Genomic DNA, 25,249 nt, shown 5'->3' with positions numbered 1-25,249 from the left:
CGCTTGCACCGTCTCAGATTTCGACCAGCAAGGTAGCGATCTCGAACGGACGCAATGAGAGTTTGACCGAATTGCCCCTGAGGGTAAGCGGCTCGCCCGCCCCTTCCTCCATCAGGTTCACGTGCCGGACGCGCTTGACGTCAGGTCCGAAGCTGATCGTGGCGTCGGCGCGGATATTGGCGTGCTCGAAGATGCGCAAAACGACGGCGTCTCCCTTTTGAGCCTTCTTGACGGTTTCGATGGTGACATTGGGCTGATCAACTTGCGCGAAGCTGAAGGTTTGCAGGTCTGGCGTTGCGCTCTCCACCGGTACCGGCGATCCGAGAACGGCAACGGGATTGTTGAAGCACTCGGCCGCTCTATGCACTTGCGCAAGGTCGGCGACGCCGTCGTGGACGAACAGGGCATAGCGCAGCCGGTGCTCACCTAAGTCCGCGTCGGGGCTTGGAAAAACAGAGCCGCGCACCAGCGTCAGGCGCACACGTTGCTCGTGGCAGTCATAGGCATATTTGCAGTCGTTGAGCAGGGCGACGCCAAAGTCGGCTTCGCTGAGGTCGACCCAACGATGCATGGAGGCTTCGAAGCGGGCGCGGTCCCAGGTGGTGTTGCGATGGGTTGGGCGCTTGACGTGGCCGAACTGGATTTCGGCACGGATTTCCGAGGTGTTGAGGTCGAAAGGAAATTCAGCTTTCAGAACAGTTTGGCGTTCCTGCCAGTCGATGAAGGTGTCGAATTCGAGTTGGCGGGCGCCCGACTGCAGAGAGACGATCTGGACGATGGTGGAGGAACGGTAGCGGCGTTCGATGCGCAGGGCGGCCCGGTGGGGGCCTGTCTCGGCGACGGAAATCTTTGACTCGCAGTCACTTAGAGGCCAGGACTGTTCCTCGAAATAGCGATCGATGTCCCAGGCGTCCCACTCCATCGGCTTGTCTTCATAGGCGACCAGGCGGTTGGCGGTGTGGTGGGGCTGGATGGTTTCGCGATTTCGGGTCTTGTCGAGGATCGAGGTGATCTCGCCATGGGCGTCAAAGGTGACCTTGAGCAGCTCGTTTTCGAGTTCTGTTTCGGAAACCTTGAGCGATGACGAGATGTTAGCGGTGCCAACCAGCAGTTGCGCGGCGGCCCAGCCGAGGGGCGGAAGGCCGATCACAGGGGCGGCGAAGAGTGTCGTGCCATCGGCGCAGATGAGACGCTGAAGTGGTACATGTGTGCCCCCATATGCTAACACTGTGTTAGCATGGTCCCCCGTGCCGAAAGAGACCAGGCCCGAGCGGCTTTGGCTGGTGAAGTTGAAGAGGCGCAGCTGACCCGGTTCGGGTCTTGTGAGTGCCCGGGCGGCCGCATGCCATGGTCCGTTCTCGGACGCCAGGGTCGAGAAGATGCGGTCATAGTCGGCATCGGAGTCAACATAGACTTCCGGAATGGACGTGCCGGGCAGGATATCGTGGAACTGGTTGATGAGCACCAGCTCCCAGAATTCGGCGAGCGTCTCGGCCGGATAGGCATGGCCGCTCTGGGTGAGGGCGAGGGCACCCAGCAATTCGAGCTCGCGCAGCAGGCGTTCGGCCTTGCGGTTGTTGGCCTTGTTCCTGGCGACCGAGGTCAGGGTGCCGCGATGGTACTGGAGGTAGAGCTCGCCATTCCAGGTGGGGAAGCGGCTGCCGGGGGCATCCATGCGCTTGCCGAGGCGATCGAGGAAAGGAACGATGCCCTCGAGCTTGACGCGCGGCGCGCCGGGAATGCCGCGTTCGAGGCGGATGCCGCGCTCGATCATGCCGCGGGTGGGACCACCGCCGCCATCGCCATAGCCATAGGACATGACGACTTCGTTGTTGACGGCCTTGGGCTCGTAGCGCTTCCAGGCGCCCATGGTCTCGCTGACCGAGAGGTCGCCGTTGTAAGTGGTGTAGATCTGCTCGCTGTCGTAGTTCTGCGCGGTGATCAGCTGGGCCTTAGTAACGGTGCCGTCGATCCCCCTCCAGAAGAAGGTGTCGTAGGGGTGCCGGTCAGTGTCGTTCCAGCTGAGCTTGCTGGTGACGAAATACTCAAGGCCCGACTTCTGCATGATCTGCGGCAGGTTGGCCGAATAGCCGAAGGTGTCGGGCAGCCAGACGGTCTTCGGATCGACGCCGAAATGGTCGAGATGGAAGCGGCGGCCGCGCATGATCTGGCGGACCAGGGATTCGCCCGAGACGATGTTGACGTCGGGCTCAACCCACATGGCGCCTTCGATCTCGAACTGCCCCGCCTTGACGCGTTCCAGCAGGCGCTCCCAGAGCTCGGGATAGTCGTGCTTGAGAAAGTCGAACAGCACCGACTGATTATACATGAAGATGAACTGGGGGTACTCCTCCATGAGGTTGAGCACCGTGGCGAAGGAGCGTCCGGTCTTGTCGCGGGTATGCATAACGCGCCAGAGCCAACCCACGTCGAGGTGGGTGGAGCCCACCGCCGTGATCTGCGGCTGCGTCTCGGTATCGACCAGATCGTAGATTTCGGCGGCGATCTTTTCGGCCGCCGGCAGGGAGGCCTCGAACTCGGCGGTGAAGCCGCCGCGGCGGTCGAGAGCCCGCAGGGCCCGTTCGACGATGTTGAGGATTGAATGCCGGCGCGGATCGTTCTGGTAAAGACGCACGGCGACGTCGAGCGGCGTCTGCAGGTCCCAATAGAGTTTTTCGGCCCGTTCGCTGCGGGTAAAGAAATCCACCGTGAAACCGACCAGCGGACGATCGAAGAAGGTGAAGGCATTGACCAGCAAGGTGTGCTTGTTGCCCGGCGTGGCGTTGCGCTCGATCACCAGTTCGGTGTGGTTGCCATCAAGCGCCTGGGTGATCTTGCCGTCGAGATAGGCGAGGCATTGCGGATCGGTCGAGCCCGGCCGATCCTGCCATTGCGAGGTGAAGCGGAGCACAAAGGTCTTGCCCCTGGCAGCCTCCGGCACGGTGACCTCGGCGGCAAACCAGGTGTGCCCCTGCTTTTTGGCCCAGACCGAGTGCGGCCCGAAGGCTTCCCACTGCCGCCAATCCGCCGCCAGCGCCTGCTCGGCCGTGATGTCGGCGCGCTCGACGTACCATTGCCATTCCAGACCGGGAATGGGCGTGAGGATCTTGCCTTGGAGATCGGCACAAAGCCGGAGCAGCTTGCCTTCCATCTTGAGGTCGTCATCGAGCAGGCCCAGCTTGGTGGCCATGGGATTGGAATAGGTCATGGAAAGCTCCAGCAACGCAGCGTGGAGGGGAGCTATACACATCCTTTGCAACGTTGCAACGACAAGGGAGGACAGCTGGTGCGATAGCAAGGTTTGGTTTGGCAACGCGGCAGTGTAAGAAGGACGCCGGACACCGGACAAAGCATGATCGAAAAGCCAGCAGGCGGCAAAGACGCAGCAAAGGGACGAGTGACACTCCGCACAATTGCCGAGGTCACCGGGCTCAGCCTCTCCACCGTTTCCCTCTCGCTACGCGGTGGCACGACGCTCAAGCAGGAAACGCGCGACAAGGTGGCCGAGGCGGCAGCGCGGCTGGGCTATGTGCCGGACCGCGCCGGCGTGCGCCTGCGAACGGGCAAGACCAATGTCATCGCCCTGGTGCTCGACAGCGCTGAAGACTCAATCGACTTCGCACGCCAGATGATCCAGGGCATCGGCCAGGCGATCAGGGACACACGCTATCATCTCAATGTGGTGCCCGAATTCGACCGCCATAGCAGTGCGGACACTATCCGCTACATCCTGGAGAACCGAACCGCAGACGGGGTGGTGATCACCCATACGAGTCCGCGCGACTCGCGCGTGCAGATGATGATCGAAGCGGAATTTCCCTTTGTCAGCCATGGGCGCACCGCCTTTGGGACGCCCCACCCATCTCACGATTTTCACTCCGAGGCCTTTATCGACATGGCCGTGGAGCGACTGGCCGCGAAGGGCTGCAGCAGCGTCACGCTGGTGATCGGGGATGACAGCACCACGAACTACCGCACCATTGTCGACGCCTTCCACAAGGCGACGGCCGCTCGCCGCATCGCCGGCACGCTCGAGGACGGGCGCCGCGGGCGTACGCCGGCGCAGATGCGCAGCATCGGACTGGAGCTTGCCCGACAGGCAAACCCGCCGGACGCGCTGATTTGCGACAGCGAGTTGCAAACCATTGCCCTGGCGCGGGGGCTTGAAGAGGGCGGCGTCGTGCTGGGGCGCGACATGCAGCTGATCTACAAGCAGACGTCGGGTATTTTGCCGACGCTGTTTCCGAGTGTCGACAGCATCCGGGAGGATGTGTTCGCGGCAGGCGGCGAGCTGACGAGGCTCCTGCTCAGGCGCATCGGTGGCGCCGATATTGGGGAATTGCAGACGCTGGCAGAACCCGAACCACAGTGGCGCAGCTAGCAGCGCCAGTACCTGGCTCCCTACCTATGCGGAGAGCCGTGGTAGCGGGTAGCCTTCGGCTAGATAGAGGGCTTGGATAGCCAGTCCCTCGAAGCGCTGTTCGTCGACTTCAAGTATCGATCCGTTGAGGGCCTGCTGGGGCAATTCCTCGATGCAGTAGCGGATCGCCTCAGACGCCGAGTTGAAGCGCTTGTACTGGGCCGGTGCGCGGCGCGCGTGGCGCTTGGTGACGTAAAGTTCGGCGCGTGCGGTGTAGTCGATAGCCATCGGAATCTCCTGTGGAGGTCGCCGCCTGGCGCCGAGACCTGGCCTTGCGGAGGTCGTTCTTGCGCGGCAGTGGGTAGTCGGGGCTTGCATAAAGCCCGCTCAGGTCCATGCCGGAAAAGCTCTCGCCGCCAACGACCAGCCGGGCGCCGCGAAGGCTAACAGGGGCAGCTTCCTCGAATGCGAAACGGATAGCCTGGGCTACGGTGCCAAAGCGCCGCGGCCCTTGTGCGGATGCAGTCTGCCAATCGCTGCCGAGATAAAGCTCGGCGCGGGCGTGGTAGTTCAGTTTTGTCATGTGTTCTCTGTTGGTCCGTCGTCGTCGCGGACCTATTGCTCCGGATCAGACCGGAGGATCAGGGGCCCACCGAAGCGGGCCCCGTAGTCATTATTGTACGAGCGCCAGGTTCGTTGCCGAAGCCTTGCCGTCGCGGCCGGTTTCCATGTCGTAGGTGACCTTGTCGCCTTCGTAGAGGCCCGAAAGGCCGCTCCGCTCGACTGCAGAAATATGGACAAAGGCGTCCTTGCTGCCGTCTTCCGGCGAGATGAAGCCGAAGCCCTTGGTGGAATTAAAGAATTTTACGGTGCCGGTGATCATAACCATGCCCTTGCATTTCGTGCCTGACCAAAGGCCAAGCAGCATTACCGCACCACGACATGTGGAACGGGACGAACACGCTCTCAAAAACAGGGGGGTCGCGAAAACCGACTAGCGGCGATCAGAAAGCCATCTGAGCTCAAACGTATGCCGCTCATATAGGGGCTGGACGCGGCAATAACAAGGCAGCCGCGGCGTTCATGCAAATGTCAGCCCAAATCGGCAAGTTTTAACGAAAGATGAAGGGAACTGCGTCCCGCGAGCAACGTTTGAGGCGGCACAAGGAGAAACGAAGATGAACCTCAGCTGGTCGTGCTTGACCCAATCGCAGCGTAGCGCCCTGACCCATCTCTGCCAGTATGGTCCAGGTGATCTGCCGCGCGAGATCGGCGAGCAGTTGATCAACCTGGGATTGGTAGAGCCTCTGCGTGCCGGCGGCTATTGCGCCAGCGCCCTGGGTCTTACCGTCCCGCCAACGCTGCACTAGTCAGCGGCGGCGCGTGCTGGCTACGCGGGAATAAAGTCGCACCATGTTCTTGGCTTCAGGCGTCAGCTGCCAATAGACCTGGGCGACCAGATCCTTGCGCGAGCCGCTACGCACCAGATCGAGGCCGAGAGCCTGCTTGGCCGCAGCTTCAGGTGACTTCACACCCTCGATGACGATATCGGCAGCGTCTTCTGCCGTGGGCCGCAGGTCAACCACGCGGTAGCTATTTGCCATAAATGGGCTTCCCCTTTGGTTTCGCACTAAGGGGGTGCTTCTCCATGGGCAATCACACAGGTTAAGTGCTGCCGATTTGATGGCTTTTTTGAAGCAACCAAACCGAGGGCCGTCTATTCAGACAGACGGGACCGAGGCAGGAGTGCGCATGACCAGCCAGATCATTGAAGCAGCCGAATTGCTGCAGCCGATGTTCCGGAAGCTGCAGCAGCGCGATGAGCTCGGTGACGAAGAAAAACGCGCGATTGCCGAGGCCGCAGACCAGAGGCTGGTCTTTGCCCCCGGCGACGATCTCGTCGCCGACGGTAGTCGACCTGAACATTCAACCCTGGTGACCAGCGGCTTTACCTGCCGCTACAAGATGCTCCCGAACGGCTCGCGCCAGTTCACCGCCATTCACCTGGCAGGCGACTTCGTTGATCTTCACAGCTTCCTGCTCAAGGAAATGGACCATTCCGTGGGGGCACTCAGCCACTGCACGGTGATCACCTTTCCCCATGAACGGCTCGTCACCATCTCGCAGCGCTTTCCGCACCTGACCCGCATGCTGTGGCTTTCAACCTTGCTCGATGGGGCCATGCACAGGGAATGGCTGGTGGGCATGGGTCGCCTGTCGGCCGCGCAGCGCACGGCGCACCTTCTTTGCGAGATCTATCTCCGGCTTGCCGCAATCAACCTGGCGCGCGACAACCAGTTTAACTTCCCCATCACCCAGGCGTCGCTGGCCGATGCCGTCGGCATTTCGACCGTGCACGTCAACCGGGTGCTGCAGGAATTGCGCCATGGGGGCTACCTTGCCTGGGACGGCGGCATGCTCGACCTGCTCGACCTCGACCGGCTCAAGGCCTTTGCGCAATTCGACGAAACTTATCTCCATCTCGTGCAGGAGCCGCGCTGATGCCTCGCTATTATTTCGATGTGCGCGATGGCGACGGTGCCTTCATCGACGAGGTGGGTGTCGACCTGCCCAACATGGACAGCGCCGTCAAGGAAGCGAGAAAAGCGCTGGCCGACATGGTACGCGACGCGCTGCGCGAGGAAGAGGGCTCGGAGATTTCGATCCTTGTGCGCGATGGCGCCGACGGGCCGATCCTGATCACGGTCAGTCTCAGTACCGATAGCCTCTCGTAGCGAGGGAAGGACAAGGCCACCTGGGAATGCAGGCGAGGAGCCGCAATGGCCTTGTCCTCGTCGGGCAAGGCTAACCTTGTCCGACCGCCTGCGGGAAAGCCGCAGGTCCGCGCACTATAGTTGCCCGGGCTCAGCGCAACATTGCTCGAATCGACGACGTCGGAACTACGGAGCCGCCCCGGTCAAACCGGCTCGGTGGCCTTGTCGCGGGTCCGCCAGGCGCCGTCGCGCCATTCCCGCACGGTGACCGTGATCAGGTCGGGGGTGATGTCGATGAGATTGTAGGCGTTGTTTTCGCCGCGAAGCCGCGTGGAGATTGCCGAGGAGGCCTGGGCAATGAGGATGGGGGCGACGGTGGACTTGCTGAGGCCCATGGGCTGGCCCTCGCGGGCGGCGGCCCTGGATTCGTGCTTGCGCACATAAGAGAGGTGGAAGTGGCCCGAGAGGACCAGCCGTACGCCAAGGCTCGAAAAGGTTTCCAGCGCCTCGTCCGCCCGCTTCACGCGCTTGGTCTTTTGCATCATCGGCGCGGTGGGGAACAGGAGCGGGTGATGGGCGACGATGATGCGCACCGCGTCGGGGGAGGCGCGGGAGAAGCGCTCGGCGAGGTCTTCGAGCTGGCCGCGCGAGATGGTGCCATGGCCCCAGTTCCAATCCAGCCGCGCCCGGCGCGAGGTGCGCATACCGACCAGCACTACGCCGTCCATTTCGAGATAGGGCTCGAGATTGCTGGCGATGTATTTCTTGTAGAGCCCGTATGGGTTTAGGAAGCGCCGGAGGATGTTGACGGCCGGCACGTCGTGGTTGCCAGGCACGGCGAAAACGGGAGCCTTGAGCGTATCGAGAAAGGCACGGGCCTGCTCGAACTCCTCCTTGGTGCCTACCTGGGTGAAATCGCCGCTGGCGACGATCAGGTCGGGATTTTGGGCGTTGATGTCTTCGGCGAAGCCTTCGGCCAGGACAGGGTCGTGATGACCAAAGTGGAGGTCGGAAATATGGAGGATCTTCATGCGGCAGCAACTGTTGCGGTGGCCTCGGCGGGCACGATGACGGAAAGGGCCTTGGGGCGGATGGCGAATTGAAGCGGCGTGCGCAGCGTCTCGACCTCGCCGTCGAACATGACCTTCACCAGGTCTTTGCGCATGTTGATGGTGACGGAATTGACGGTTTCGACGCTTAGCGCCTCGTCATCGCGCCAGCGCCCCAGCAGCATGGAGGTGGTGAGGCGGAGGAAATCGCGCATGTTGAAATGGTGGAGGACGTAGAGGGTCAGCGTGCCGCGATCGAGGCTCTGGCGGGAGAAGAACCGGCCGACGCCCTCGTCGTAGGAATTGCTGGCCACCGCGATGGCCTGGACGCGCTCGATGCGGCGTTCGCCCTCGCCGGGCTCGATCACCACGGCCATGCGCTTGGCGCGGGCGAGGCGGCGAAAGAAATAGCGCAGGAAGCCGATCTTGGCGGCGGTGTCCTGGCGGCCGCGGATATATTCGCGGCCGGCGGCGACGCCGGGGATGAGGCCGATCACCACCTTGTGGAGGAAGATGCGGCCATTGACCTCGCCGACATCGATGCGATGGGTCTCGCCGGTGGCGAGCGCAGCCACGGCCTCCGAGATTTCGAGCGGCACGTGGAGGTCCTTGGCGAGGGCGTTGACCGTGCCCAGGGGGAGGATGGCGAGGTTTTTGTCCGAGCCGACCAGGGCGGCGGCCAGGGCGGTGATGGTGCCGTCGCCGCCGGCGGCCACGACCGTGGGGGCCTCGCTGCGCATGGCGTCGGCGATGCGTTCGCTCAGCGGCAGTTCCTTGCGCGCGTCGATGGCGGCGAGAAGCCCTCGCGCCTCGAACAGCCGGGCAAGCGCGGTGGCGTCGATGCCGGTGGCGTTGGCGGTGCCGGCATTGGCGTTGAGAATGACGTAGTAAGAGAGCTCGGGCATGGGCGTTCCGGTCCTCGCGCTAGGCTGGTCCTGCGGAACGTGTGGCGGGCATGGTACGTTGCGTCGTGGAACAAGGAAGCGTCAAAATGTTCAACAGACTGGGGCGATCGCGCCATATCCGCCGCGTCCGCGACTTCGTGACGGGGGAAGCGCCGCTCCTGGCAGCCATTGCGCTGATCAGCGGGCTGATCCTGGCCTTTCTGCAGATCGCCGACGAGGCGCTGGAGGGGGAGATGGAGGCGTTCGACAACGCCATCCTGATGCTGTTCCGCGACCCCAGCAATATCGACCAGGTGATCGGGCCGGTATGGCTGCATGAAATGGTGCGCGACATCACCGCCCTGGGAAGCTTTGCGCTCTTGGGGCTGATCGTGCTCGGCGTCTGCGTCTATCTGCTGATGGCCAAGATGCGGGCATCGACGCTTTTGGTGGTGATTTCGGTGCTGGGGGGAACGCTGCTCAGCACGGTGCTCAAGATGGGCTATAACCGGCCGCGGCCGGACCTGACCTCGATGTCGCACCAGTTCACGGCGAGCTTTCCGAGCGGTCATGCCATGCTGTCGGCGGTCACCTTCATGACGCTGGGTGCAGTGCTGGCGCAGCTGGCGCCGACGCGGGCCTTGCGCATCTTCACCATTGCGGCAGCGATCTTTCTGACGGCGATTGTAGGTTCAAGCCGCATCTTCATGGGCGTGCACTATCCGAGCGACGTGCTGGCAGGCTGGTGCCTGGGCGCGGCCTGGGCGCTGTTGTGCAGCACGATTGCGGTCGTGCTGCAGCGGCGCGGCAAGGTGGAGACGCCGGCGGAAGACACCAGCGCCTGAACTAGAACTCGCTCCAGTCCTGCTGCAGCGCGGCATTGCCGCGGCTGAGATAGGCCTTGGCCACCTGCTTGACCTTGCCCTGAAGCGCCTTGATGCCGCTGGGCTGCGCTTGAGCAATCGCGGCGGGTTCGCCTTGGTCGCGTACGCGGAAGACGGAGATGACGCGGTCAAGCTCACTGGCCTGGGCTTCGGTCTGCTCGATGGCGGCGTTGGTTTCTTCGACCAGAGCCGCGTTGTGCTGGGTCATCTCGTCCATCTGCCGCACCGCGGTGCTGACTTCGGCAATGGCCGAGGTCTGTTCGGCGCTGGCGCTGGCGACGGCCCGCATCAGCTCGTTGTTTTCCTCGACAGCACCCAGGATGGCCTGGAGCTTGTCACCGGCAAGGGAAACGAGCTTGCTGCCGCCGCTGACTTCGTGGGCGCTCTGCTCGATGAGTTGCTTGACGTCGGCGGAGGCCTGCGCCGCTGACTGTGCGAGGCGGCGCACTTCCACGGCTACCACGGCGAAGCCCTTGCCGGCCTCGCCGGCCCGTGCCGCCTCGACCGAGGCGTTGAGCGCCAGGAGATTGGTCTGGAAGGCGATGTCGTCGATCAGGCCAATGATGTTGGAAATCTTGGCAGATGAGGAGGTGATGCGCTCCATGGCCTGGTTGGCGTCATTCATCACCTGGCCGCCCTCGCCTGCCAGCTGGGCGGCAATCCGAGTGCGGCTGGCTGCTTCCTCGGCCTTGCGGGCATTGTCGCTGACGGTGGTCGCGAGCTGCTCCATGGCGGCCGAGGTTTCCTCAATGGTGGCCGCCTGGCGCGTGGTACGTTCGGAAAGGTCATTGGCGCCGGCCAGGATCTCGCCAGTTGCGACGCGCAGCGAACGGGAAGCGCTGCGCAGCTGCAGGACCAGTTCGCCCAGCTTGTCGCTCACCGCATTGGTATCATCGCGGAGGCTGGCAAAGGCACCATGATACTGCCCTTCCATGCGCAGCGTCAGGTCGGTGCGGGCAAGTGCTGAGAGAACGTGGCCAGCTTCCTTGAGCGCTGAATCGGTGGTTTCGAGCATCATGTTGAGATTGCCGGCAACCAGATCGAGATCGTCGTCGCCGAAGCGCTCCTCGATGCGGGTGCCGAAGTTTCCCTGGACGGCCGCGGCGATGACAGTTGCCGAGGCGGCCTGGAAGCGCTGCATGGTGGAGGCGCGCTGGGCGGCAAGCGCTGCCTGCTCGGCCTTGGCCTCGTCCGACAAGCGGACGGCGCGCCCGTTTTCCTGAAAGACTTCGAGGGCCTGAGCCATGCGGCCGAGTTCGTGCTGGGCACCAGCGCCGGTGATCTCAAGGTCGTAATTGCCGTTGGCGAGCTCACCCATCATCCGCGTCATGCGGCGGATTTCGCCAGAGAGCCAGCGGGCGGTCGTGAAGGCGAAGCCAAGGCCGACCAGAATGCCGATGACGGAGCCGATCATCACCATGAATTCAGTGGCGTCGAAACGCTCCACGGCATGGGGGCCAAGATTGTTCTGACGCTCCTTGGCGTGATCGAAGATGGCCTTCAGGTTCTGCGCCATGCTTTCGGCCAGGCTATCCAGCTGCGGAACGGCGGACATGTCCCCGTTCGCTGCGACCTTGGCAAAGATCTCACCATAGCTGGTGCCGGTTTCCACCAATTTGGCCAATTCGTCCAAGGCGAGTTGGTCGCCCTCAAACATGGCATAACCATCAGCATCGATGGTGCGCACGTCGTCGATCTTGGCAGTGATGTCCGCCGCCGAGAATTCACCGGTGTTCCGGAAGAAATCGTCTGCTGCAAGCCGCAGATCGATCAGGTCATTGGTGTAGTCACTGATCTCGAGCGTCTCACGCGCTGCCTGACGGTACTGCTCGAACACACCCGACAAGCTGGATACGCCATACGACGACATCGCGCCGATGGCAGCGAGAATGGCTATCAAGACACCGAATGCGCCAATGATGCGGGTGGCGATGGAGAGGTGGGACAGCATGATGAACCTTTGGAGCGCGGCAACGCTGTCAACCCAGTTCGACAGCGCTAAAGCCTCTTATAGTGTTCAGGCCGTTAATTTTATTTCCTGACGGGACGCTGACGAAAAGCTGTCGGCTTGCTTACGAAGGCCCGGAGGCAAAGTCAGTGCGGCCGCTTCTCCCCTGCTTCAATGCGGATGGGCAGCACGTTTTCGGCCGGCGGAAGCGGGCAGACGGCGAAGTCGGTATAGGCGCAGGGTGGGTTGATGGCCTTGTTGAAATCGAGGACGATGCTGGTCTCGGTCACCTCTTCACCAAAGACGAAGCGGCAGGCGCCATAGGTGCTGTCGCGCGAGGTGAGGTCGCGAATGACAAATTGCGGCGCCTCCGGCGTTCCGTGGGTAGCCAGCAGCTCATAGGTGACGCCGTCCCGGCTGAAGACCGCCTTGTGGGTCGCTGCCACTTCGGTCGCGATGGACTTGGACGTATCGATTGTGAGGCCCTTGGGGGCGTCGAGGACCACCCACGCGGCCGCGATGCGCCAGCTTTCGTCGAGGGGGAAATACTCGATCGGCGGAAAGGCATCGGCAGCGGTCGAGGCGGTATCGCGCACGCGCAGCGCGTTCTGGCCGTTGAGCGTGGTCACCTCGAGCAGGAGGGACCCGGAGGTGAACCGTGGCGGTTTGTATTTGGACAGCTCGAGCTTGATCGGCGCGCCGCCATCGGCCGGATGGTAGGTAACCTCACCGCTGGCATCCTGGGTCAGGCGGCCGACCTGGCCGGGTCCGGTGGGCAAGACGATGTCGTTGTCGGGGGCGCTGCCGACCGAAACCGTCCCTTCCGACAGCCGGTCGCGCGCGATGATGTTGAGCCAGCCATCGGGCGCCTTGAGGGCGGCAAGGCGGCGGGTTTTCCAGTCGGCATAGGCGCTGGCATAGTCGGTCATGAGGTGTGGTCCTTGAAGGAGAGCCGCGGCACGCTAGCCAGCAGACGCTGCGTATAGGGGTGTTGAGGCCGCGCCAGAACCTGACGCGTTTCGCCCTGCTCGACGATGCGACCTTTCTCAAGGATCACGATACGGCGGCAGAGCGCGGCGACAACGCCGAGGTCATGCGAGACGAAAAGGAGGCTCATGTCGGCGCTGAGTTCGCGCAAAAGCTCGACGACATGGATGCGGGTGGTGAGATCGAGGGCGCTGACGGCTTCGTCCGCCAGAAGGAGCCTCGGACCTGGGACGATGGCGCGGGCAATGGCGATGCGCTGGCGCTGGCCGCCCGAAAACTGGTGCGGGTAACGGGTTCCGGCGTCGGGATCGAGGCCGACCGATTGCAGGGCAGCCGCCACCATCTGGCGGTGGTCCCCCTCAACCTTGAGGGAGCGCAGGGGTTCGGCAATGATCGAGAAGATGGTCTGGCGCGGGTCGAGCGAGGAATAGGGATCCTGATACACCACCTGGGCCTGCCGGCGGAAACCGCGCATGAATTTGCGGTTGCCGGGGTCGAGGCTTTGTCCGTCAAAGCTGATGGTGCCGCTGTCGGGCCGCGCCAGGCCCAGCAGCAGGCGCAGGAGGGTGGTCTTGCCTGAGCCGCTTTCCCCGACCAGCCCGACAGTGTCGCCCTGTGCGATATCGAGCGAGACATCGTCGACGATGCGGCGGCTCGATGTGTACCCGAAGCTCACGTTGTCAACGCGTATGAGGCTCATGACTGCCCCTCCAGCGCCCGATCGAAACTGCGCGCTGCGGCCAAAAGGCTTCGGGTATAGTCGTGGCGGGGCGCCGAGAAGACGTCGGCCACTGCACCGGCTTCCACCGCTTCGCCCTGGCGGAGGACGACGACGCGATCCACCGTCGTGGCGACGACGGGAAGATCGTGGCTGATGAAAAGAAGCGCCATGTGGCGTTCGCGCACGAGCCGGTCGAGCAGGCCCAGGATTTCGGCCTGCGTGGTCACATCCAGCGCCGTGGTCGGTTCATCGGCAATGAGGAGATCGGGCCTGCAGGCAAGGGCCATGGCTATGGCCACGCGCTGGCGCTGGCCGCCCGAGAGTTCATGCGGATAGGCGCGCGCAATGCGCTGCGGCTCGGGCAATGCGACCTCGTTGAGCAGCTGCAGCTCTTCGGCCTCGAGCGCCTTGCCATCGAGCTTGCGCCCATCGCGGCGCGCACGGCGCCGCAGTGGCTCAGCCACCTGCTTGCCCACCCGCATCAGCGGATCGAGTGCCGTGAGGGGTTCCTGGAAGACGATGGCCACCGCCTTGCCGCGCAGCTGGTTCAACTGACGATCGGAGGCGCCGATCACTTCCTGGCCTGCAAGGATGACCGAGCCCTTTGCTGACAGACCCGCTGGAAGCAGGCCGGTGGCGGCAAGGGAGGTCAGCGACTTGCCCGAGCCGGATTCGCCGATGAGCCCCAGCCGTTCGCCACGAGCCAGCGAAAAGGACAAGTTGGACACGAGCGGTGTGTCGCCGGCGAAGACCGAGAGGTTGCGGATGGTCAAAAGGTCGGTCACCGGCCGCGCCTCGTAGGATCGATGGCGTCGCGCAGGCCGTCGGCCAGGAGATTGACGCCGATGGCGAGGGAGACCAGCGCCAGGCCGGGGGCGATGGCCCCGAGGGGAGCGGTATAGACCGTGCCCTGCGCTTCCTGGAGGATGCGGCCCCAGGAGGCATTGGGTGGCGGCGCGCCGAGGCCGAGATAGGAGAGCGAGGCTTCGGCAATCACGGCGAGGCCGAACTGCAGGGCAAAGTTGACCGAAAGGGTTGGCCATATATTGGGCAGGATGTGGATGGCGACGATCTTTGGCCAGGAGCTGCCGGAGGTGCGGGCCGCGGTGATGTAGTCCATGACCAGCACCCGCTTGGCGAGGATGCGCGTCAGGCGGGCGACGATGGCGGAGAGCGCGACGCCCAGCGCGACAACCGCGGACCAGAGGCTTGCCGTATCGCTGGCCGCCACCACCAGCATGGCGATGAGAAGGGTGGGAAAGGCGATCAGGATATCGAGCGTTGCCGCCAGGGCATCGTCGAGCCACTTGCTGGCGAAGGCCGCCAGGAGGCCAAGGGTGACGCCGATGGCGGCCCCGATGGTGACGGCGCCTATGCCGACCAGGAGCGCTATGCGGCTGCCGATCATCAATTGGGTGGCAAGGTCCCGGCCCAGCCGGTCGGTGCCGAGCCAATGGAGGGGTCCCGGGCCTTCGAGCCGCATGCCGGCCATGGCGATTGGATCATAGGGCAGCCAGACCAGGGTCAGGAGGCCAACCGCGACATGGAGGCCGACAAGCACGAGGCTGGCCCAAAGCGTCAGGGAGTGGCGCCGCCGGTGGCGGGGCGCGGTGTCGACGGCAGTGCTCATGTGGCTGCCCTTCCCCGGCCGCGCAGCCGCGGGTCGATCAGGCGCTGGGCGATATCGGCGGCAAAGCCGATCAGCAGCACAAGCAGCGTCGAAATGAAGAGGACGCCCTGCACGTTGGGATAGTCGCGCTGCTGGATGGCGAGGAGCAGCATGGAGCCAAGGCCCGGCAGCGAAAAGACGCGCTCGATGACCACGGCGCCTAAAAATGTGCTGGCGAGCTCGATGCCGAGAATGGAGATCACCGGAACGGCCCCGTTGCGCAGGCCATGGCGCAGCAGCGCCTCGGGGAAGCTGGCGCCCAGGGCGCGCGCGGTGCGCAGGAAATCGCTGCCCAGCACGTCAAGCGTAGCGGCGCGCACATAGCGCAGGAGGGACGCGGCCATGACGAGGCCGATGGTCAGCGCCGGCAGGATCATGCCGGTGATGGCGGCACCGAAATCGGCCCAGCCCTTGAGCGGAAAGCCGCCCGAGGGAAGCCAGCGCAGGTTGATGGCAAAAAGGGTGACGAGGAGAATGCCGACCCAGAAGACGGGAATGGCAATGCCTAGTTGGGACAGAACCGAAATGGCGGCGCCATACCATTTGTTGGAGCGGACGGCGGCGAGCACGCCGAGCGGGATGGCAAGGAGGAGCGCCAGCAGGAAGCCGAACAGGGTGAGCGGCAGGGTGACGGCCATGCGGTTGGCGATTTCACCCAGGACCGGGGCGCGGCTCACGAAGGATGTTCCGAGATCAAGCCGGGCGAGATTGCCGACAAAGCTCAGGAACTGCGCATAAAGCGGCTGGTCGGAGCCGACCTGGGCGCGCGCCGCGGCGATCTGCTCGTCGGTGGCGCCGACGCCGAGCAAGGCATTGGCCGGATCGCCGGGCAGCAGGCGCAGCAGCACGAACAGCACCACGGCCGCGACAAAAAGCGAGGCGACGAGGATCAGCGTGCGGCGGAGGAGGTAGGCGAGAATGGCAAGGTTCCTTGCGGGCGATCAGCGCAACATAGAGCCAGCGCAAAGCCAAAGCCACCGGCTTGCGGCCGGTGGCGAGCGTCAGAGTGAAGCAGCGCTTGGGCGCTACTGGCTCTTTTCGATATCGTAGGCAAAGAACTGCGAGTTGAGGCCGTTGACCGGGTAGCCGGAGACATTGGCCGCCGAGACGACGATCTGCGGATAGAGATAGAGCCAGTTGCTGGCGGCATCCTCGGCGATGATGCGGTTGGCTTCGGTGAGCTTTTCCACCTGTTCGGCTTCCGAACCGGCGGCCTCAGCATCGGCGACGAGCTTGACCACGTCGGGATTGTTGTAACCCCAGTAGAAGTCGGGATTGCCGTAAAAGACGATGTCGCGGTGGTTGACGTGTTCCTGCAGCGTCGCCTCGAAGTTCTTCTCCTGGTAGACCTTGGTGTACCATTCGTTGGCGGTGATGATGTTGATGTTCACCGTCACCCCGATCTTGGCATATTCGGACTGGAGGAACTGCGCCACCAGCGGGTGCGGATCGTAGTCGGGCGTGTCGAGCGTAAACTCGAAGCCGTCGGGGTAACCGGCTTCGGCCAGCAGCTGCTTGGCGCTTTCGACGTCATAGGCGTCGACGCCCGTAAGATCGACATACCAGGGATCGGTCGGTGGCACGAAGGAGCCGATCAGCGTGCCGTATTCACCCCAGATGGAGTTAAGGAGACGCGCCTTGTCGGTGGCGCGGGCCAGGGCCTTGCGCACCTGGACGTTATCGAATGGCGCGACGCGGTCGTTATAGGCCAGCAGTTCCTTGGTGGTGGAGGCGCCCTCGGTGATCACAAAGGCCGGGTTGCCGGCGAACTGGGCCAGGGAATCGGGGCTCTGGACCGAGGTGATGACGTCCACCGCATTGGTGAGGAGCGCATTGTTGAGCGCGGTGGCGTCGGTGAAATAGGTGTAGACGACTTCGCCATTGGTGGGCGCTTCGTCCCAGTAGCCGTCGAAGCGCGCGAGCGCCAGGGCCGAGCCGCGGCGCCATTCACCTAGCGTATAGGGACCGGTGCCGTCTTCGGTGGCGGTGATGTCGGTGGCGGCGTCGTTGACGATCCAGACATAGGAAAGGTTGTAGGGCAGCGAGATGGAGCGGGCCGAGAGGGTGATGACCACCGTCTGGTCGTCGGGCGTCTCGATCGCGGAAATGGTCGAGAGGCTTCTCTTGCGCGAGCTCTGCGAGGTTTCGGCGGTGACGCGCTCGATGGAGTATTTGACGTCGGCGGCGGTCAGCGGATCACCGGAGTGGAAGGTCACGCCCGGCTTGAGCTTGAAGGTATAGGTCAGGCCGTCTTCGCTGGCTTCATAGCTTTCGACGAGCCTGGGCTCGACAGCGCCGGCATCGGTCAGCTGGAACAGGGCTTCGTAGACATTGCCGTTGAAGGCCTCGTTGATGCCCTGGCCGGCGCCGGCGGTGTTGTCGAGATTTTGCGGCTCATAGAGCGAACCGATGCGGATCGTGGCGTCGGGATCATAATCCTGCGCCCAGGCAGCGCCGGAAAGGGAAACGCCGGCAAGGAGCGTTGCGGTGAGCAAAAGGCGGGAAGTGTTCACTGAAATTCGTCCGTCAGATGATGCTGATTGGAGCATAGCCCCTGCAGGGAGAAACGCTACCGACTTTATAGCCTTTTATTGCGCTAAGCGCTTCATCCGGGACATGTTTTTCGCCGCCGCTGCCGGTGCATAGTGGGAGAAGCGGCGTCGCAGATCGTGGCCCTCGGGAGCCCTTACGAGTGACGATCACCATCTTCCTCCGATCTCAATTCCACTCTAGGAGCGTTTTGTGGTACGGTTTGCTGTCAAACTGTTCTTTGGTAGATCCTCATGCCTACGAATCCTTGTTTCAGAGAATGGCGCTTGCGGGCGATCAAGCTGATGGAGGCCGATGGCAGGCGGTCGGCGGACTCGCACCTGATCCCCCTGCCCTTGGCCGGCTTTCCGGGGATCGACATCTATCTCAAGGATGAGTCCAGCCATCCCACGGGCAGTCTCAAGCATCGGCTGGCGCGATCGCTGATCCTTTATGGCATCTGCAACGGGCAGATCGGCCCCGAGACGGTGCTGGTGGAAGCCTCGTCGGGTTCGACGGCGGTGAGCGAGGCCTATTTCGCCCGCATGCTGGGCCTCAAATTCGTTGCCGTCCTGCCGCGCAGCACGAGCCGAAGCAAGATCGAGGCCATCGAGTTGCAGGGCGCAACCTGCCACTTCGTGGAGGATCCGGCGCAGGTCTACCAGGAGGCGCAGCGCCTCGCCCAGTGCAAGAACGGGCATTATCTCGACCAGTTCACCTTTGCCGAGCGGGCGACCGACTGGCGCGGCAACAACAATATCGCGGAATCGATCTTTCAGCAGTTGTCCCTCGAGCGGCACAGCATTCCCCGCTGGATCTGCATGAGTGCGGGCACCGGCGGCACCTCGGCCACGATCGGCCGCTATATCCTGTTCAAGGGGCTGGCAACGCAGCTCTGCGTTCCCGACCCGCAGCATTCCGCCTTTTTCGCCGGCTGGACCGAGAACGACGCAGAAGCGCGCAGCGCCACCCCCTCCCGCATCGAGGGGATCGGCCGCCCGCGGGTGGAAAAGTCATTCGTGCCCGGCGTGGTCGACGCTATGATCAAGGTGCCCGACGTGGCCTCGATCGCCGCCGCCCGCGTGCTGTCGCGCCTCCTGTCGCGACGCGTGGGCGGGTCGACCGGCACCAACCTCATCGGCATTCTTTGGGCAGCCAGCAGGATGCGCGCAGCGGGGGAAGAAGGTTCGCTGGTGACGCTGATCTGCGACAGCGGTGAACGCTATGGCGATACCTACTACAATGATGAGTGGCTCCAGCAGCAGAGACTCGATGTCACCCCGGCCGAGGCTGCGGTGGAGATCGCCTTGCGCATGGGCGAACTCGATCCGGCCCTGATCAGCGACCAGTCCATATGCACAAAATGCTGATGCCTGCGGCCGCGGGTTAGACGGCGCAGCCGCGCGCATTGACACCGTGCATATACACGGCTAGAAAATGTCATGGCCGATGACGATTTCGATCTCTGCATGGTGCTCAATGCCCGCATGGCCGCGCGTACGGTAACCCGCCGGGCCGACCGCAAGCTCAAGGCCATCGGCATATCCGCCGCGCAGTTTTCCATCCTGGGGTCGATGCTGAAGCATCCCGGGCGCTCGGTCACCGAAATGGCCGACGCCATTGCCATGGACCGGACAACGCTCTCGCGAAACCTCGCCCTGCTCGAGCGCAAGGGCTTGGTGTCGACCGTCTCCGCCGAGCGTGGCAATGGACGCATCGGGGCGGTTACACCGGCCGGACGGAAGCTGGTGGACGACGCCAGACCGGAATGGCGCAAGGCGCAGGCGGAGCTGCGCGCGACGCTCGACAATCCTGATTTCGATACCGTTCTGGCGGGGCTGCGCCAGCTGGCGCGCCTCTGAACGCAACGCTCGCGAGCCTCCGCTCGCCGGTTACCGTGTATATACACAAGGAAAGACCATGCTGAAGCCTGATCCTCTCGATCCGATCGTTGTCACCGGCATGGGCGCCGTCAGCCCGCTTGGCGTGGGCGTCGAGGCGCTGTGGCGGGGCCTGCTGGCCGGACGCAGCGGCATCGTGCGCAACGATCGCTTCGACACGACGGGCTTTGTCAGTCACATCGCCGGGCTTGTGCCGAGCAAAGGGGCCGATCCGGACGGTTTCGATCCGGCCGCGTTTATCGACGGCAAGGAGATCAAGAAAATGGATCTCTTTATTCAGTATGCCATTGGGGCGGCGCAGGAGGCGCTGGACCAGGCGGGCTGGCAACCGACCAGAGCCGAGGACCAGGCGGCCACCGCCACCATTATCGGCTCCGGCGTGGGCGGATCACCCGTAATGGCAAAAGCCGTCGAAGTGATCCAGACCAAGGGGCCGCGCCGGCTCTCGCCCTTCACCGTGCCATCGTTCCTCGCCAACCTGGCAGCGGGGTGGCTATCGATCCTCCATGAGTTCCGCGGCCCCATCGGCACGCCAGTCACCGCCTGTGCCGCCTCGGCGCAGGCAATCGGCGACGGCATGCGCCTGATCCTGACCGGCGAGGCGGAGGTTGCCGTGGTGGGCGGCGCGGAAGGATCGGTCGATCCCATTTCCATTGGCGGCTTCGGCGCCTCGCGCGCCCTATCAGGTAGCCATGCCGATGCGCCGCACAAGGCCTCGCGCCCCTTTGATGCCGCCCATGACGGCTTCGTCCTTTCCGAGGGCGCAGCAGTGCTGGTGATCGAAAAACTGAGCCATGCCAAGGCCCGCGGGGCAAGGCCCCTAGCGGTCCTTGCCGGCTACGGCACCTCGGCGGATGCCTATCACCTGACGGCGGGTTCGCCCGATGGCGCGGGAGCGCAGGTAGCAATGCGCAATGCATTGTTTATGGCCGGCATTGACCAGCGCCAGGTGGGCTATGTCAATGCGCATGCCACCTCGACGCCGGTGGGCGACGCGGCCGAGATTGCCGGCATTGCCGCGGTCTTTCCCGATCGGGGCAAGGACCTGGCGGTTTCCTCGACCAAGTCGGCAACCGGGCACCTCCTGGGCGCTGCAGGCGCGCTCGAGGCGATCATCTCGATCCAGGCGGTGCGGCACGGCACCCTGCCGCCCACCATCAACCTCGACGATCCCATCCCCGAAGCCGACGTGTTCGACCTCGTGCCCAATATGCCCAAGGCCAAGGCGCTGGACTTTGCCCTGTCCAACTCCTTCGGCTTCGGCGGCGTCAACGCGGCCCTGATATTCGGCAAGGCGCCCGGCGCCTAGTTCCCCCTGCGCCAGCGAGCGGCTTCGCCCGGGTGGCGAGGGCTCATCCGGGCCCTTTCACCTGTCCTCCCAGGGCGAACGCCCGCGCCGCAAGACTTCAAGGTCATCCATCTTCAAGCCCACATCGGCAAGCACGCTGCCGTCGAGTCCGCAGAGCTGCCGATGCAGCGCCCGATACCGGCGCCGCTTCTGCCAATTGGCCAAAGCCTTGATCATGTCGCTTCTCCCGTTCGCGGGAGACGGCTTAGATGAAACGCCGGCCGCTGGCCCCACCTGTTTGAGGGGCAAGAGCACGCGCGCTTCAGCCTCCAAGGACCAGCGCAGCGATAAGCGCCGCAACGGACACGAATGCCGCGCCCCAGATGGCAAGGTCAACAATGCGCTCGCGCACACGGCGTTGAATGAGATCGGCGACGGGCTGGCCCTGGTGCGTGCCGGCCGCGGGGTTGGCATCTGCGGGGCCGTCAGCGCTTGTCGGATCATCGTCGCGTTCAGCTGCCGAGACCTCGACCGGCGCGGGGAAACCCCGACGCAGAACAATGTCCACCCGGAACTTCGCCGGCGGATCGCCCCATTTGAGGCGCCGAAAAGCAAAGACGTTGTTCCCCGAACGCTGCGCCTGAAGCTGTGCCTGATCTGCCATCATGCCAAACTGCACAGCGTTTCGCAGGCTGTCGACACCGGGCTGACCGGAAGATTAACCAGCGCTTGCCACACATCTTGGGCCGCGGCAGATTTGGACGATTTTCCGCGAGCGGTAAATGGCGGAGAGAAAGTCCGCCATACTGTCGTTCGCCGTTGTACATTAACATGTTCTATAAGGCGAAAAGGGGTTGAAAATCTCGGTGCTAGCGATTTACGTGTCCTTAATTGCACTCAACAGCGTCCCATTATCCACGCTTTGAAATGCACACAGGAGTGCACACCAAGTGTCCAGACCTCTTTCTAGGATGACCGATGCCCTGGCTCGCTCTAGTCTGCCGGAAGGGCGACACAGCGATGGAGGCGGACTCTACCTCAACGTAAAGCCGACCGGTACAAAGAGCTGGGTCTTTATGTACACCCGAGATGGCCGCCGCCAAGTCTTAGGCTTAGGTAGCTATCCAGCTCTTCGCTTGTCTGCTGCCCGCGAAAAGGCCAGCGAACTCAGAACTGCACTGGCGTCCGGCGTTGACCCAAAGGTCGCTCGATCTCCTCGTCAGGAACCAACGTTTGCTGAATGCACGACGCAATTCCTGGCCTCGATGGAAAGCCAGTGGCGCAATGACAAGCACCGCGCACAGTGGCGGAGTACCCTTGGAGAAGCCTACTGCTCGCCCATCCTTAAGATGCGTGTCGCTGATATCACTACTGACCATGTGTTGAAGGTGCTTGCGCCGATCTGGACCACAAAGCCGGAGACCGCATCTCGTCTACGTGGCCGCATCGAGCGCGTTCTGGACTTTGCCAAGGTTCGCGGCTGGCGAAGCGGTGAGAACCCGGCGCTTTGGCGGGGGCACCTCAAGAACATTCTGCCGACACGAGCCAGACTGACGCGCGGCCACCACGCTGCAATGCCTTACACAGATGTACCGGCCTTCGTGCTGCGTCTCAGAAAACTTGACGGAACGTCCGCCCGCGCGCTGGAACTGCTCATACTATGCGCGTCCAGGTCGGGCGAGGTTCTCAACGCTAAGTGGTCGGAAGTCGACCTCGAGAAGGGGGTTTGGCAAGTTCCGGCGGAGCGCATGAAGGCAGGCCGTGCTCACAGGGTCCCACTATCCAGCCGCGCTCTCGAACTGTTGCAGGAAATGCACGAGGCCAGGATCTCGGACTACGTGTTCCCGGGCCAGAAAGAGGGCCGGCCGCTTTCCACTATGGCACTAGAAATGCAGTTACGTCGCATGAAGGTAGTGGGAGTAACGGTTCATGGCTTCCGCTCGAGTTTCAGGGATTGGGCTGGAGAGGAAACAGACCACGCGAGGGAAGTTGCCGAGGCCGCTTTAGCGCATGTCGTCGGAGACGCAACAGAGCGTGCTTACCGCCGGAGCGACGCGTTGGAAAAGCGTCGCTTGTTGATGGGTGACTGGGCGAACTTTCTGGAGCCGAAGTGATGCGGAAGCAGCCGTTGTCGGGCGCTATGCCCCGCTCGCGAAACAACCAAGTTGATGACCAGGCAGAGTTCGAAAATTTCCTCCAATTCTATGGCGCTCCCGGTCTTAAGCCTGTACTACGCCCTCGAGATTTAGCCCTGCTTTCGCACATTTTGCCCAAAGACGTATCCGGGGCTGAAATTGCGGCGCGGCTGAGTTTGCTCGCAGCTGCTAGAGGCGTCGACCAAAGATCGCCGGACTGGATAGCAGAAGTCCTATTTCGGCTAGCGCTGGAACATCCAGATCTGAATGTGGTGCGTCAAAGCCGAGGTAGAGAACCTCTGAGCGACGTCGAAAACGACATCAGTTTCCTTCGTTCGACATGGAGGACGCATACCCAGCTTGGGCGTGCCAGGGGAAGCAAAGTCAGCTTCAAGCAACTCTCGGAGGTTTTGGCCATCCGAGATCATTTCAAGACGGGCAATCGCACAGGGGCCTACTACGGAACCGATGACTTTGCGAAACGCTCCCGCCAAATCGCCAGACGCTTCGCCCGCCTTCGGAACCTTCACCCCGACATTTGCGAGATGGAGTACAAACCCTATCGCCCCGGTACCGCTTAAAAGCGGCTTTTGGACGGTACATACATGTCCGACAAAATCAGGCAAATCGCTGACTATCGCAGCACAAGGAGCGATAGCGATGCACACACTGATATCCTCTGCAGTCCCGTCAACTGCAGTTGGCTTGGACGGCGCCGTCACCCTGACGATCAACCAGGCATGCCAGTACACCGGCCTTTCCCGGTCATTCCTTTACAAGCTTTTTGACTCCGGAACGCTCAAGCGGCTCAAGGCCGGTAAACGGGCGCTTGTCTTCAAGAAAGATCTGGACCTTTACCTTCTCTCATTGTGGGAGGCCAGTGAATGAAGACGGAAGAAAATCGGGGCACCGCAGCTGCGAACTGCGAGTGCCCCGTGAGCTACGGTTTTGGTTTCGATAGCTCCCCTACCCTATACCGAAATGCTTCTCGTACAAAGGCCTTCGTCTGCGCGGGCGTTCACTTTAGCCATTGCGCTAAGGAGGCCACCCATGTCCTCTGAGGCACTCAAGAAAGCGCACTCGCTACGAGGGCTTAAGCCTGCGCTTAAGCAATTGCTGATCCACCTCAGTTGGTCTCATCAGCCAGGGAAGCCTCTTATCCAGACGTACCAACAGATGGCGCGGGCACTGTCGTCTTCGACGCGAACAGTATGTCGGCATCTCGGGCGCCTGGAAGCTTTAAACTACATCCGCCGACACCCTGCACGGCTGCCTGGCAACCGGCATCTGATGCAGGTTGAGCTCATATTTCTGGAAAAGGATCGGGAGGCAAAGCCGCGCCAAAAAGCGACGCCAGATCGGCGTCGAATCCAGCGCCAAAATGGCTTCCCTCTTAATAGAGGAACTAATACCCCTCTTTCCTCCCCTTGCTTCGACCAGGTCAAAATCGATGCACGCGAGGAGCCTGGAGTGTTTCGCGATTGTTGGAGAGCTTTGGGGGTTTTCGACTGGGAGGCGCGAGCCAGGATCAATCCCGTGACAGCTTTTCGAACCAGCCTTGTTGAAAGGGCTCGGCGAAAATCTCGTTAGAGCCAAGCGGGGGTGCCGGCCACTGGCACTCCCGCCCCACCACAGACTGGCCACGTCCGCCATTTTCGAAGGCATGGCGAGTGACGCGACGAACCTCACAAAACCTCATTTCGTCGAGCGAAAGCTCCACTCCATCGACAGCTGCCGGAAGCGAGGCAGCACGAGCGGGCACGATGACGCACCAAGTCGACCAGAAGCGAGCCCCTGCCGCCTAAATGGCTGGCGAGCACCAAGAAGCTGACGCTTAGGTGAAGAACTGAATGCCTTGAATTTGGAAGTAACCGTATGGCTAGCAGCAGAACTGACGAAAGCTCATTCCACCGAGGTGCGTTTTACAAGCAGCAGTACCAGCACGAAGCCCGTCGGCTGCTCAGGAAGGCTATGGAGAGTTCGGGCGTTTCGTGCCGAGATCTGGCAAGGAAACTGACCGGGATTGGTCTTCCGCATACGGCCGATGGCTTAGCTACCAAGATTTCTCGCGGAACCTTCTCGGCGGCTTTTTTTCTGGTGTGCTTGCGCTTAGTGCAAGGGTCAAACTAGGACAGCTTGGGCCTCTGCAATCCAAGAGCCATCTACAGACGCTGAGGATG

The 25,249-nt window shown here is 62.7% G+C and carries 26 protein-coding genes; 11 read left to right on the top strand and 15 right to left on the bottom strand.

Annotated features, from left to right (window positions below; genetic code table 11):
* Positions 1-13: 13 nt before the first annotated feature.
* Positions 14-3,208: an alpha-mannosidase gene (locus VIL88_RS16760; RefSeq protein ID WP_331990759.1), complete on the bottom strand. Its 3,195-nt coding sequence runs from the start codon at positions 3,206-3,208 to the stop codon at positions 14-16.
* Positions 3,209-3,352: 144 nt separating this feature from the next.
* Here VIL88_RS16760 and VIL88_RS16755 point away from each other — a divergent pair, with 144 nt between their 5' ends.
* The gene (locus tag VIL88_RS16755) at positions 3,353-4,381 is read left to right on the top strand and encodes a LacI family transcriptional regulator (protein ID WP_331990758.1); all 1,029 of its coding nucleotides are present in this window, start codon (positions 3,353-3,355) and stop codon (positions 4,379-4,381) included.
* Between the two features lie 24 nt (positions 4,382-4,405).
* Here VIL88_RS16755 and VIL88_RS16750 read toward each other — a convergent pair whose 3' ends face one another.
* Entirely contained in the window at positions 4,406-4,648 is a 243-nt protein-coding gene (locus VIL88_RS16750) for a hypothetical protein (RefSeq protein WP_331990757.1), read from the bottom strand.
* A 385-nt stretch (positions 4,649-5,033) separates the two neighbouring features.
* A complete protein-coding gene (locus VIL88_RS16745; protein WP_331990891.1) occupies positions 5,034-5,243 on the bottom strand; it encodes a cold-shock protein in 210 nt (69 codons plus the stop codon).
* Between the two features lie 295 nt (positions 5,244-5,538).
* Here VIL88_RS16745 and VIL88_RS16740 point away from each other — a divergent pair, with 295 nt between their 5' ends.
* Positions 5,539-5,730, top strand: a complete 192-nt coding sequence (locus VIL88_RS16740; RefSeq protein WP_331990756.1) for a hypothetical protein — start codon at positions 5,539-5,541, stop codon at positions 5,728-5,730.
* Here VIL88_RS16740 and VIL88_RS16735 read toward each other — a convergent pair whose 3' ends face one another.
* Positions 5,731-5,964, bottom strand: coding sequence for a hypothetical protein (locus tag VIL88_RS16735; RefSeq protein ID WP_331990755.1), 234 nt, complete (start codon positions 5,962-5,964; stop codon positions 5,731-5,733).
* A gap of 148 nt (positions 5,965-6,112) precedes the next feature.
* Between VIL88_RS16735 and VIL88_RS16730 the strand changes: the two genes are divergently transcribed.
* On the top strand, positions 6,113-6,862 hold the full coding sequence (locus tag VIL88_RS16730; protein WP_331990754.1) for a Crp/Fnr family transcriptional regulator: 750 nt from the start codon (positions 6,113-6,115) through the stop codon (positions 6,860-6,862).
* Complete coding sequence (locus VIL88_RS16725) at positions 6,862-7,095, top strand: DUF6894 family protein (protein WP_331990753.1); 234 nt, start codon at positions 6,862-6,864, stop codon at positions 7,093-7,095. Before VIL88_RS16730 ends, VIL88_RS16725 begins: the two co-directional genes overlap by 1 nt.
* Positions 7,096-7,277: 182 nt before the next feature.
* On the opposite strand, the gene VIL88_RS16720 is transcribed toward VIL88_RS16725, so the two are convergent.
* Positions 7,278-8,105: a metallophosphoesterase gene (locus VIL88_RS16720; protein ID WP_331990752.1), complete on the bottom strand. Its 828-nt coding sequence runs from the start codon at positions 8,103-8,105 to the stop codon at positions 7,278-7,280.
* Positions 8,102-9,028 (bottom strand): diacylglycerol/lipid kinase family protein, encoded by a 927-nt coding sequence (locus VIL88_RS16715; protein ID WP_331990751.1) that lies wholly within the window; start codon positions 9,026-9,028, stop codon positions 8,102-8,104. The genes VIL88_RS16720 and VIL88_RS16715 overlap by 4 nt, the downstream gene beginning before the upstream one ends.
* An 86-nt stretch (positions 9,029-9,114) precedes the next feature.
* On the opposite strand from VIL88_RS16715, the gene VIL88_RS16710 reads away from it, so the two are divergent.
* A complete protein-coding gene (locus tag VIL88_RS16710; protein ID WP_331990750.1) occupies positions 9,115-9,852 on the top strand; it encodes a phosphatase PAP2 family protein in 738 nt (245 codons plus the stop codon).
* 1 nt (position 9,853) lies between these two features.
* Here VIL88_RS16710 and VIL88_RS16705 read toward each other — a convergent pair whose 3' ends face one another.
* The 7 genes from VIL88_RS16705 to VIL88_RS16675 all read right to left on the bottom strand — a co-directional run bounded on the left by VIL88_RS16705 (position 9,854) and on the right by VIL88_RS16675 (position 17,729).
* Positions 9,854-11,842: a methyl-accepting chemotaxis protein gene (locus tag VIL88_RS16705; protein WP_331990749.1), complete on the bottom strand. Its 1,989-nt coding sequence runs from the start codon at positions 11,840-11,842 to the stop codon at positions 9,854-9,856.
* Between the two features lie 143 nt (positions 11,843-11,985).
* Positions 11,986-12,768 (bottom strand): DUF1684 domain-containing protein, encoded by a 783-nt coding sequence (locus VIL88_RS16700; protein WP_331990748.1) that lies wholly within the window; start codon positions 12,766-12,768, stop codon positions 11,986-11,988.
* Complete coding sequence (locus tag VIL88_RS16695) at positions 12,765-13,526, bottom strand: ABC transporter ATP-binding protein (protein WP_331990747.1); 762 nt, start codon at positions 13,524-13,526, stop codon at positions 12,765-12,767. Before VIL88_RS16695 ends, VIL88_RS16700 begins: the two co-directional genes overlap by 4 nt.
* Positions 13,523-14,332 (bottom strand): ABC transporter ATP-binding protein, encoded by an 810-nt coding sequence (locus tag VIL88_RS16690; RefSeq protein ID WP_331990746.1) that lies wholly within the window; start codon positions 14,330-14,332, stop codon positions 13,523-13,525. Before VIL88_RS16690 ends, VIL88_RS16695 begins: the two co-directional genes overlap by 4 nt.
* Complete coding sequence (locus VIL88_RS16685; RefSeq protein ID WP_331990745.1) at positions 14,329-15,177, bottom strand: ABC transporter permease; 849 nt, start codon at positions 15,175-15,177, stop codon at positions 14,329-14,331. Before VIL88_RS16685 ends, VIL88_RS16690 begins: the two co-directional genes overlap by 4 nt.
* Positions 15,174-16,136 carry an ABC transporter permease gene (locus VIL88_RS16680; RefSeq protein ID WP_331990890.1) on the bottom strand — a complete coding sequence of 321 codons (963 nt, stop codon included), beginning with the start codon at positions 16,134-16,136 and terminating at the stop codon, positions 15,174-15,176. The genes VIL88_RS16685 and VIL88_RS16680 overlap by 4 nt, the downstream gene beginning before the upstream one ends.
* A 105-nt stretch (positions 16,137-16,241) precedes the next feature.
* Positions 16,242-17,729, bottom strand: coding sequence for an ABC transporter substrate-binding protein (locus VIL88_RS16675; RefSeq protein ID WP_414650158.1), 1,488 nt, complete (start codon positions 17,727-17,729; stop codon positions 16,242-16,244).
* Positions 17,730-18,032: 303 nt separating this feature from the next.
* Between VIL88_RS16675 and VIL88_RS16670 the strand changes: the two genes are divergently transcribed.
* The 3 genes from VIL88_RS16670 (at position 18,033) to fabF (ending at position 20,955) form a co-directional block, all read left to right on the top strand.
* The gene (locus VIL88_RS16670; RefSeq protein ID WP_414650157.1) at positions 18,033-19,115 is read left to right on the top strand and encodes a PLP-dependent cysteine synthase family protein; all 1,083 of its coding nucleotides are present in this window, start codon (positions 18,033-18,035) and stop codon (positions 19,113-19,115) included.
* A gap of 72 nt (positions 19,116-19,187) precedes the next feature.
* Positions 19,188-19,607: a MarR family winged helix-turn-helix transcriptional regulator gene (locus VIL88_RS16665; protein ID WP_331990742.1), complete on the top strand. Its 420-nt coding sequence runs from the start codon at positions 19,188-19,190 to the stop codon at positions 19,605-19,607.
* 58 nt (positions 19,608-19,665) lie between these two features.
* Positions 19,666-20,955 carry a beta-ketoacyl-ACP synthase II gene (gene fabF, locus VIL88_RS16660; protein WP_331990741.1) on the top strand — a complete coding sequence of 430 codons (1,290 nt, stop codon included), beginning with the start codon at positions 19,666-19,668 and terminating at the stop codon, positions 20,953-20,955.
* A 57-nt stretch (positions 20,956-21,012) separates the two neighbouring features.
* Here the strand turns inward: fabF and VIL88_RS16655 are convergent, their stop codons facing one another.
* Both VIL88_RS16655 and VIL88_RS16650 read right to left on the bottom strand, forming a co-directional pair.
* Positions 21,013-21,171, bottom strand: a complete 159-nt coding sequence (locus VIL88_RS16655) for a hypothetical protein (protein ID WP_331990740.1) — start codon at positions 21,169-21,171, stop codon at positions 21,013-21,015.
* Between the two features lie 85 nt (positions 21,172-21,256).
* Complete coding sequence (locus VIL88_RS16650; RefSeq protein ID WP_331990739.1) at positions 21,257-21,601, bottom strand: hypothetical protein; 345 nt, start codon at positions 21,599-21,601, stop codon at positions 21,257-21,259.
* Between the two features lie 304 nt (positions 21,602-21,905).
* On the opposite strand from VIL88_RS16650, the gene VIL88_RS16645 reads away from it, so the two are divergent.
* The 3 genes from VIL88_RS16645 (at position 21,906) to VIL88_RS18140 (ending at position 25,199) form a co-directional block, all read left to right on the top strand.
* Positions 21,906-23,048, top strand: a complete 1,143-nt coding sequence (locus VIL88_RS16645; RefSeq protein WP_331990738.1) for a tyrosine-type recombinase/integrase — start codon at positions 21,906-21,908, stop codon at positions 23,046-23,048.
* Positions 23,049-23,774: 726 nt separating this feature from the next.
* Complete coding sequence (locus tag VIL88_RS16640) at positions 23,775-23,957, top strand: helix-turn-helix domain-containing protein (RefSeq protein ID WP_331990737.1); 183 nt, start codon at positions 23,775-23,777, stop codon at positions 23,955-23,957.
* A gap of 987 nt (positions 23,958-24,944) precedes the next feature.
* Positions 24,945-25,199, top strand: coding sequence for a DUF6471 domain-containing protein (locus VIL88_RS18140; RefSeq protein ID WP_414650156.1), 255 nt, complete (start codon positions 24,945-24,947; stop codon positions 25,197-25,199).
* Positions 25,200-25,249 lie beyond the last annotated feature (50 nt).

It is taken from the genome of Devosia sp., from assembly GCF_036563435.1.
In the GTDB taxonomy this organism is placed as follows: domain Bacteria; phylum Pseudomonadota; class Alphaproteobacteria; order Rhizobiales; family Devosiaceae; genus Devosia.
Note: the sequence above shows the minus strand (reverse complement) of the source record. Positions and strands in the feature narration are given on the sequence as shown.

What these genes read in the sequence shown, in the direction of transcription:
- VIL88_RS16760 (WP_331990759.1), bottom strand. Translation starts at nt 3,208, where the DNA reads ATGACCTATTCCAATCCCATGGCCACCAAGCTGGGCCTGCTCGATGAC.
- VIL88_RS16755 (WP_331990758.1), top strand. Translation starts at nt 3,353, where the DNA reads ATGATCGAAAAGCCAGCAGGCGGCAAAGACGCAGCAAAGGGACGAGTG.
- VIL88_RS16750 (WP_331990757.1), bottom strand. Translation starts at nt 4,648, where the DNA reads ATGGCTATCGACTACACCGCACGCGCCGAACTTTACGTCACCAAGCGC.
- VIL88_RS16745 (WP_331990891.1), bottom strand. Translation starts at nt 5,243, where the DNA reads ATGATCACCGGCACCGTAAAATTCTTTAATTCCACCAAGGGCTTCGGC.
- VIL88_RS16740 (WP_331990756.1), top strand. Translation starts at nt 5,539, where the DNA reads ATGAACCTCAGCTGGTCGTGCTTGACCCAATCGCAGCGTAGCGCCCTG.
- VIL88_RS16735 (WP_331990755.1), bottom strand. Translation starts at nt 5,964, where the DNA reads ATGGCAAATAGCTACCGCGTGGTTGACCTGCGGCCCACGGCAGAAGAC.
- VIL88_RS16730 (WP_331990754.1), top strand. Translation starts at nt 6,113, where the DNA reads ATGACCAGCCAGATCATTGAAGCAGCCGAATTGCTGCAGCCGATGTTC.
- VIL88_RS16725 (WP_331990753.1), top strand. Translation starts at nt 6,862, where the DNA reads ATGCCTCGCTATTATTTCGATGTGCGCGATGGCGACGGTGCCTTCATC.
- VIL88_RS16720 (WP_331990752.1), bottom strand. Translation starts at nt 8,105, where the DNA reads ATGAAGATCCTCCATATTTCCGACCTCCACTTTGGTCATCACGACCCT.
- VIL88_RS16715 (WP_331990751.1), bottom strand. Translation starts at nt 9,028, where the DNA reads ATGCCCGAGCTCTCTTACTACGTCATTCTCAACGCCAATGCCGGCACC.
- VIL88_RS16710 (WP_331990750.1), top strand. Translation starts at nt 9,115, where the DNA reads ATGTTCAACAGACTGGGGCGATCGCGCCATATCCGCCGCGTCCGCGAC.
- VIL88_RS16705 (WP_331990749.1), bottom strand. Translation starts at nt 11,842, where the DNA reads ATGCTGTCCCACCTCTCCATCGCCACCCGCATCATTGGCGCATTCGGT.
- VIL88_RS16700 (WP_331990748.1), bottom strand. Translation starts at nt 12,768, where the DNA reads ATGACCGACTATGCCAGCGCCTATGCCGACTGGAAAACCCGCCGCCTT.
- VIL88_RS16695 (WP_331990747.1), bottom strand. Translation starts at nt 13,526, where the DNA reads ATGAGCCTCATACGCGTTGACAACGTGAGCTTCGGGTACACATCGAGC.
- VIL88_RS16685 (WP_331990745.1), bottom strand. Translation starts at nt 15,177, where the DNA reads ATGAGCACTGCCGTCGACACCGCGCCCCGCCACCGGCGGCGCCACTCC.
- VIL88_RS16665 (WP_331990742.1), top strand. Translation starts at nt 19,188, where the DNA reads ATGGCCGATGACGATTTCGATCTCTGCATGGTGCTCAATGCCCGCATG.
- fabF (WP_331990741.1), top strand. Translation starts at nt 19,666, where the DNA reads ATGCTGAAGCCTGATCCTCTCGATCCGATCGTTGTCACCGGCATGGGC.
- VIL88_RS16655 (WP_331990740.1), bottom strand. Translation starts at nt 21,171, where the DNA reads ATGATCAAGGCTTTGGCCAATTGGCAGAAGCGGCGCCGGTATCGGGCG.
- VIL88_RS16650 (WP_331990739.1), bottom strand. Translation starts at nt 21,601, where the DNA reads ATGATGGCAGATCAGGCACAGCTTCAGGCGCAGCGTTCGGGGAACAAC.
- VIL88_RS16645 (WP_331990738.1), top strand. Translation starts at nt 21,906, where the DNA reads ATGACCGATGCCCTGGCTCGCTCTAGTCTGCCGGAAGGGCGACACAGC.
- VIL88_RS18140 (WP_414650156.1), top strand. Translation starts at nt 24,945, where the DNA reads ATGGCTAGCAGCAGAACTGACGAAAGCTCATTCCACCGAGGTGCGTTT.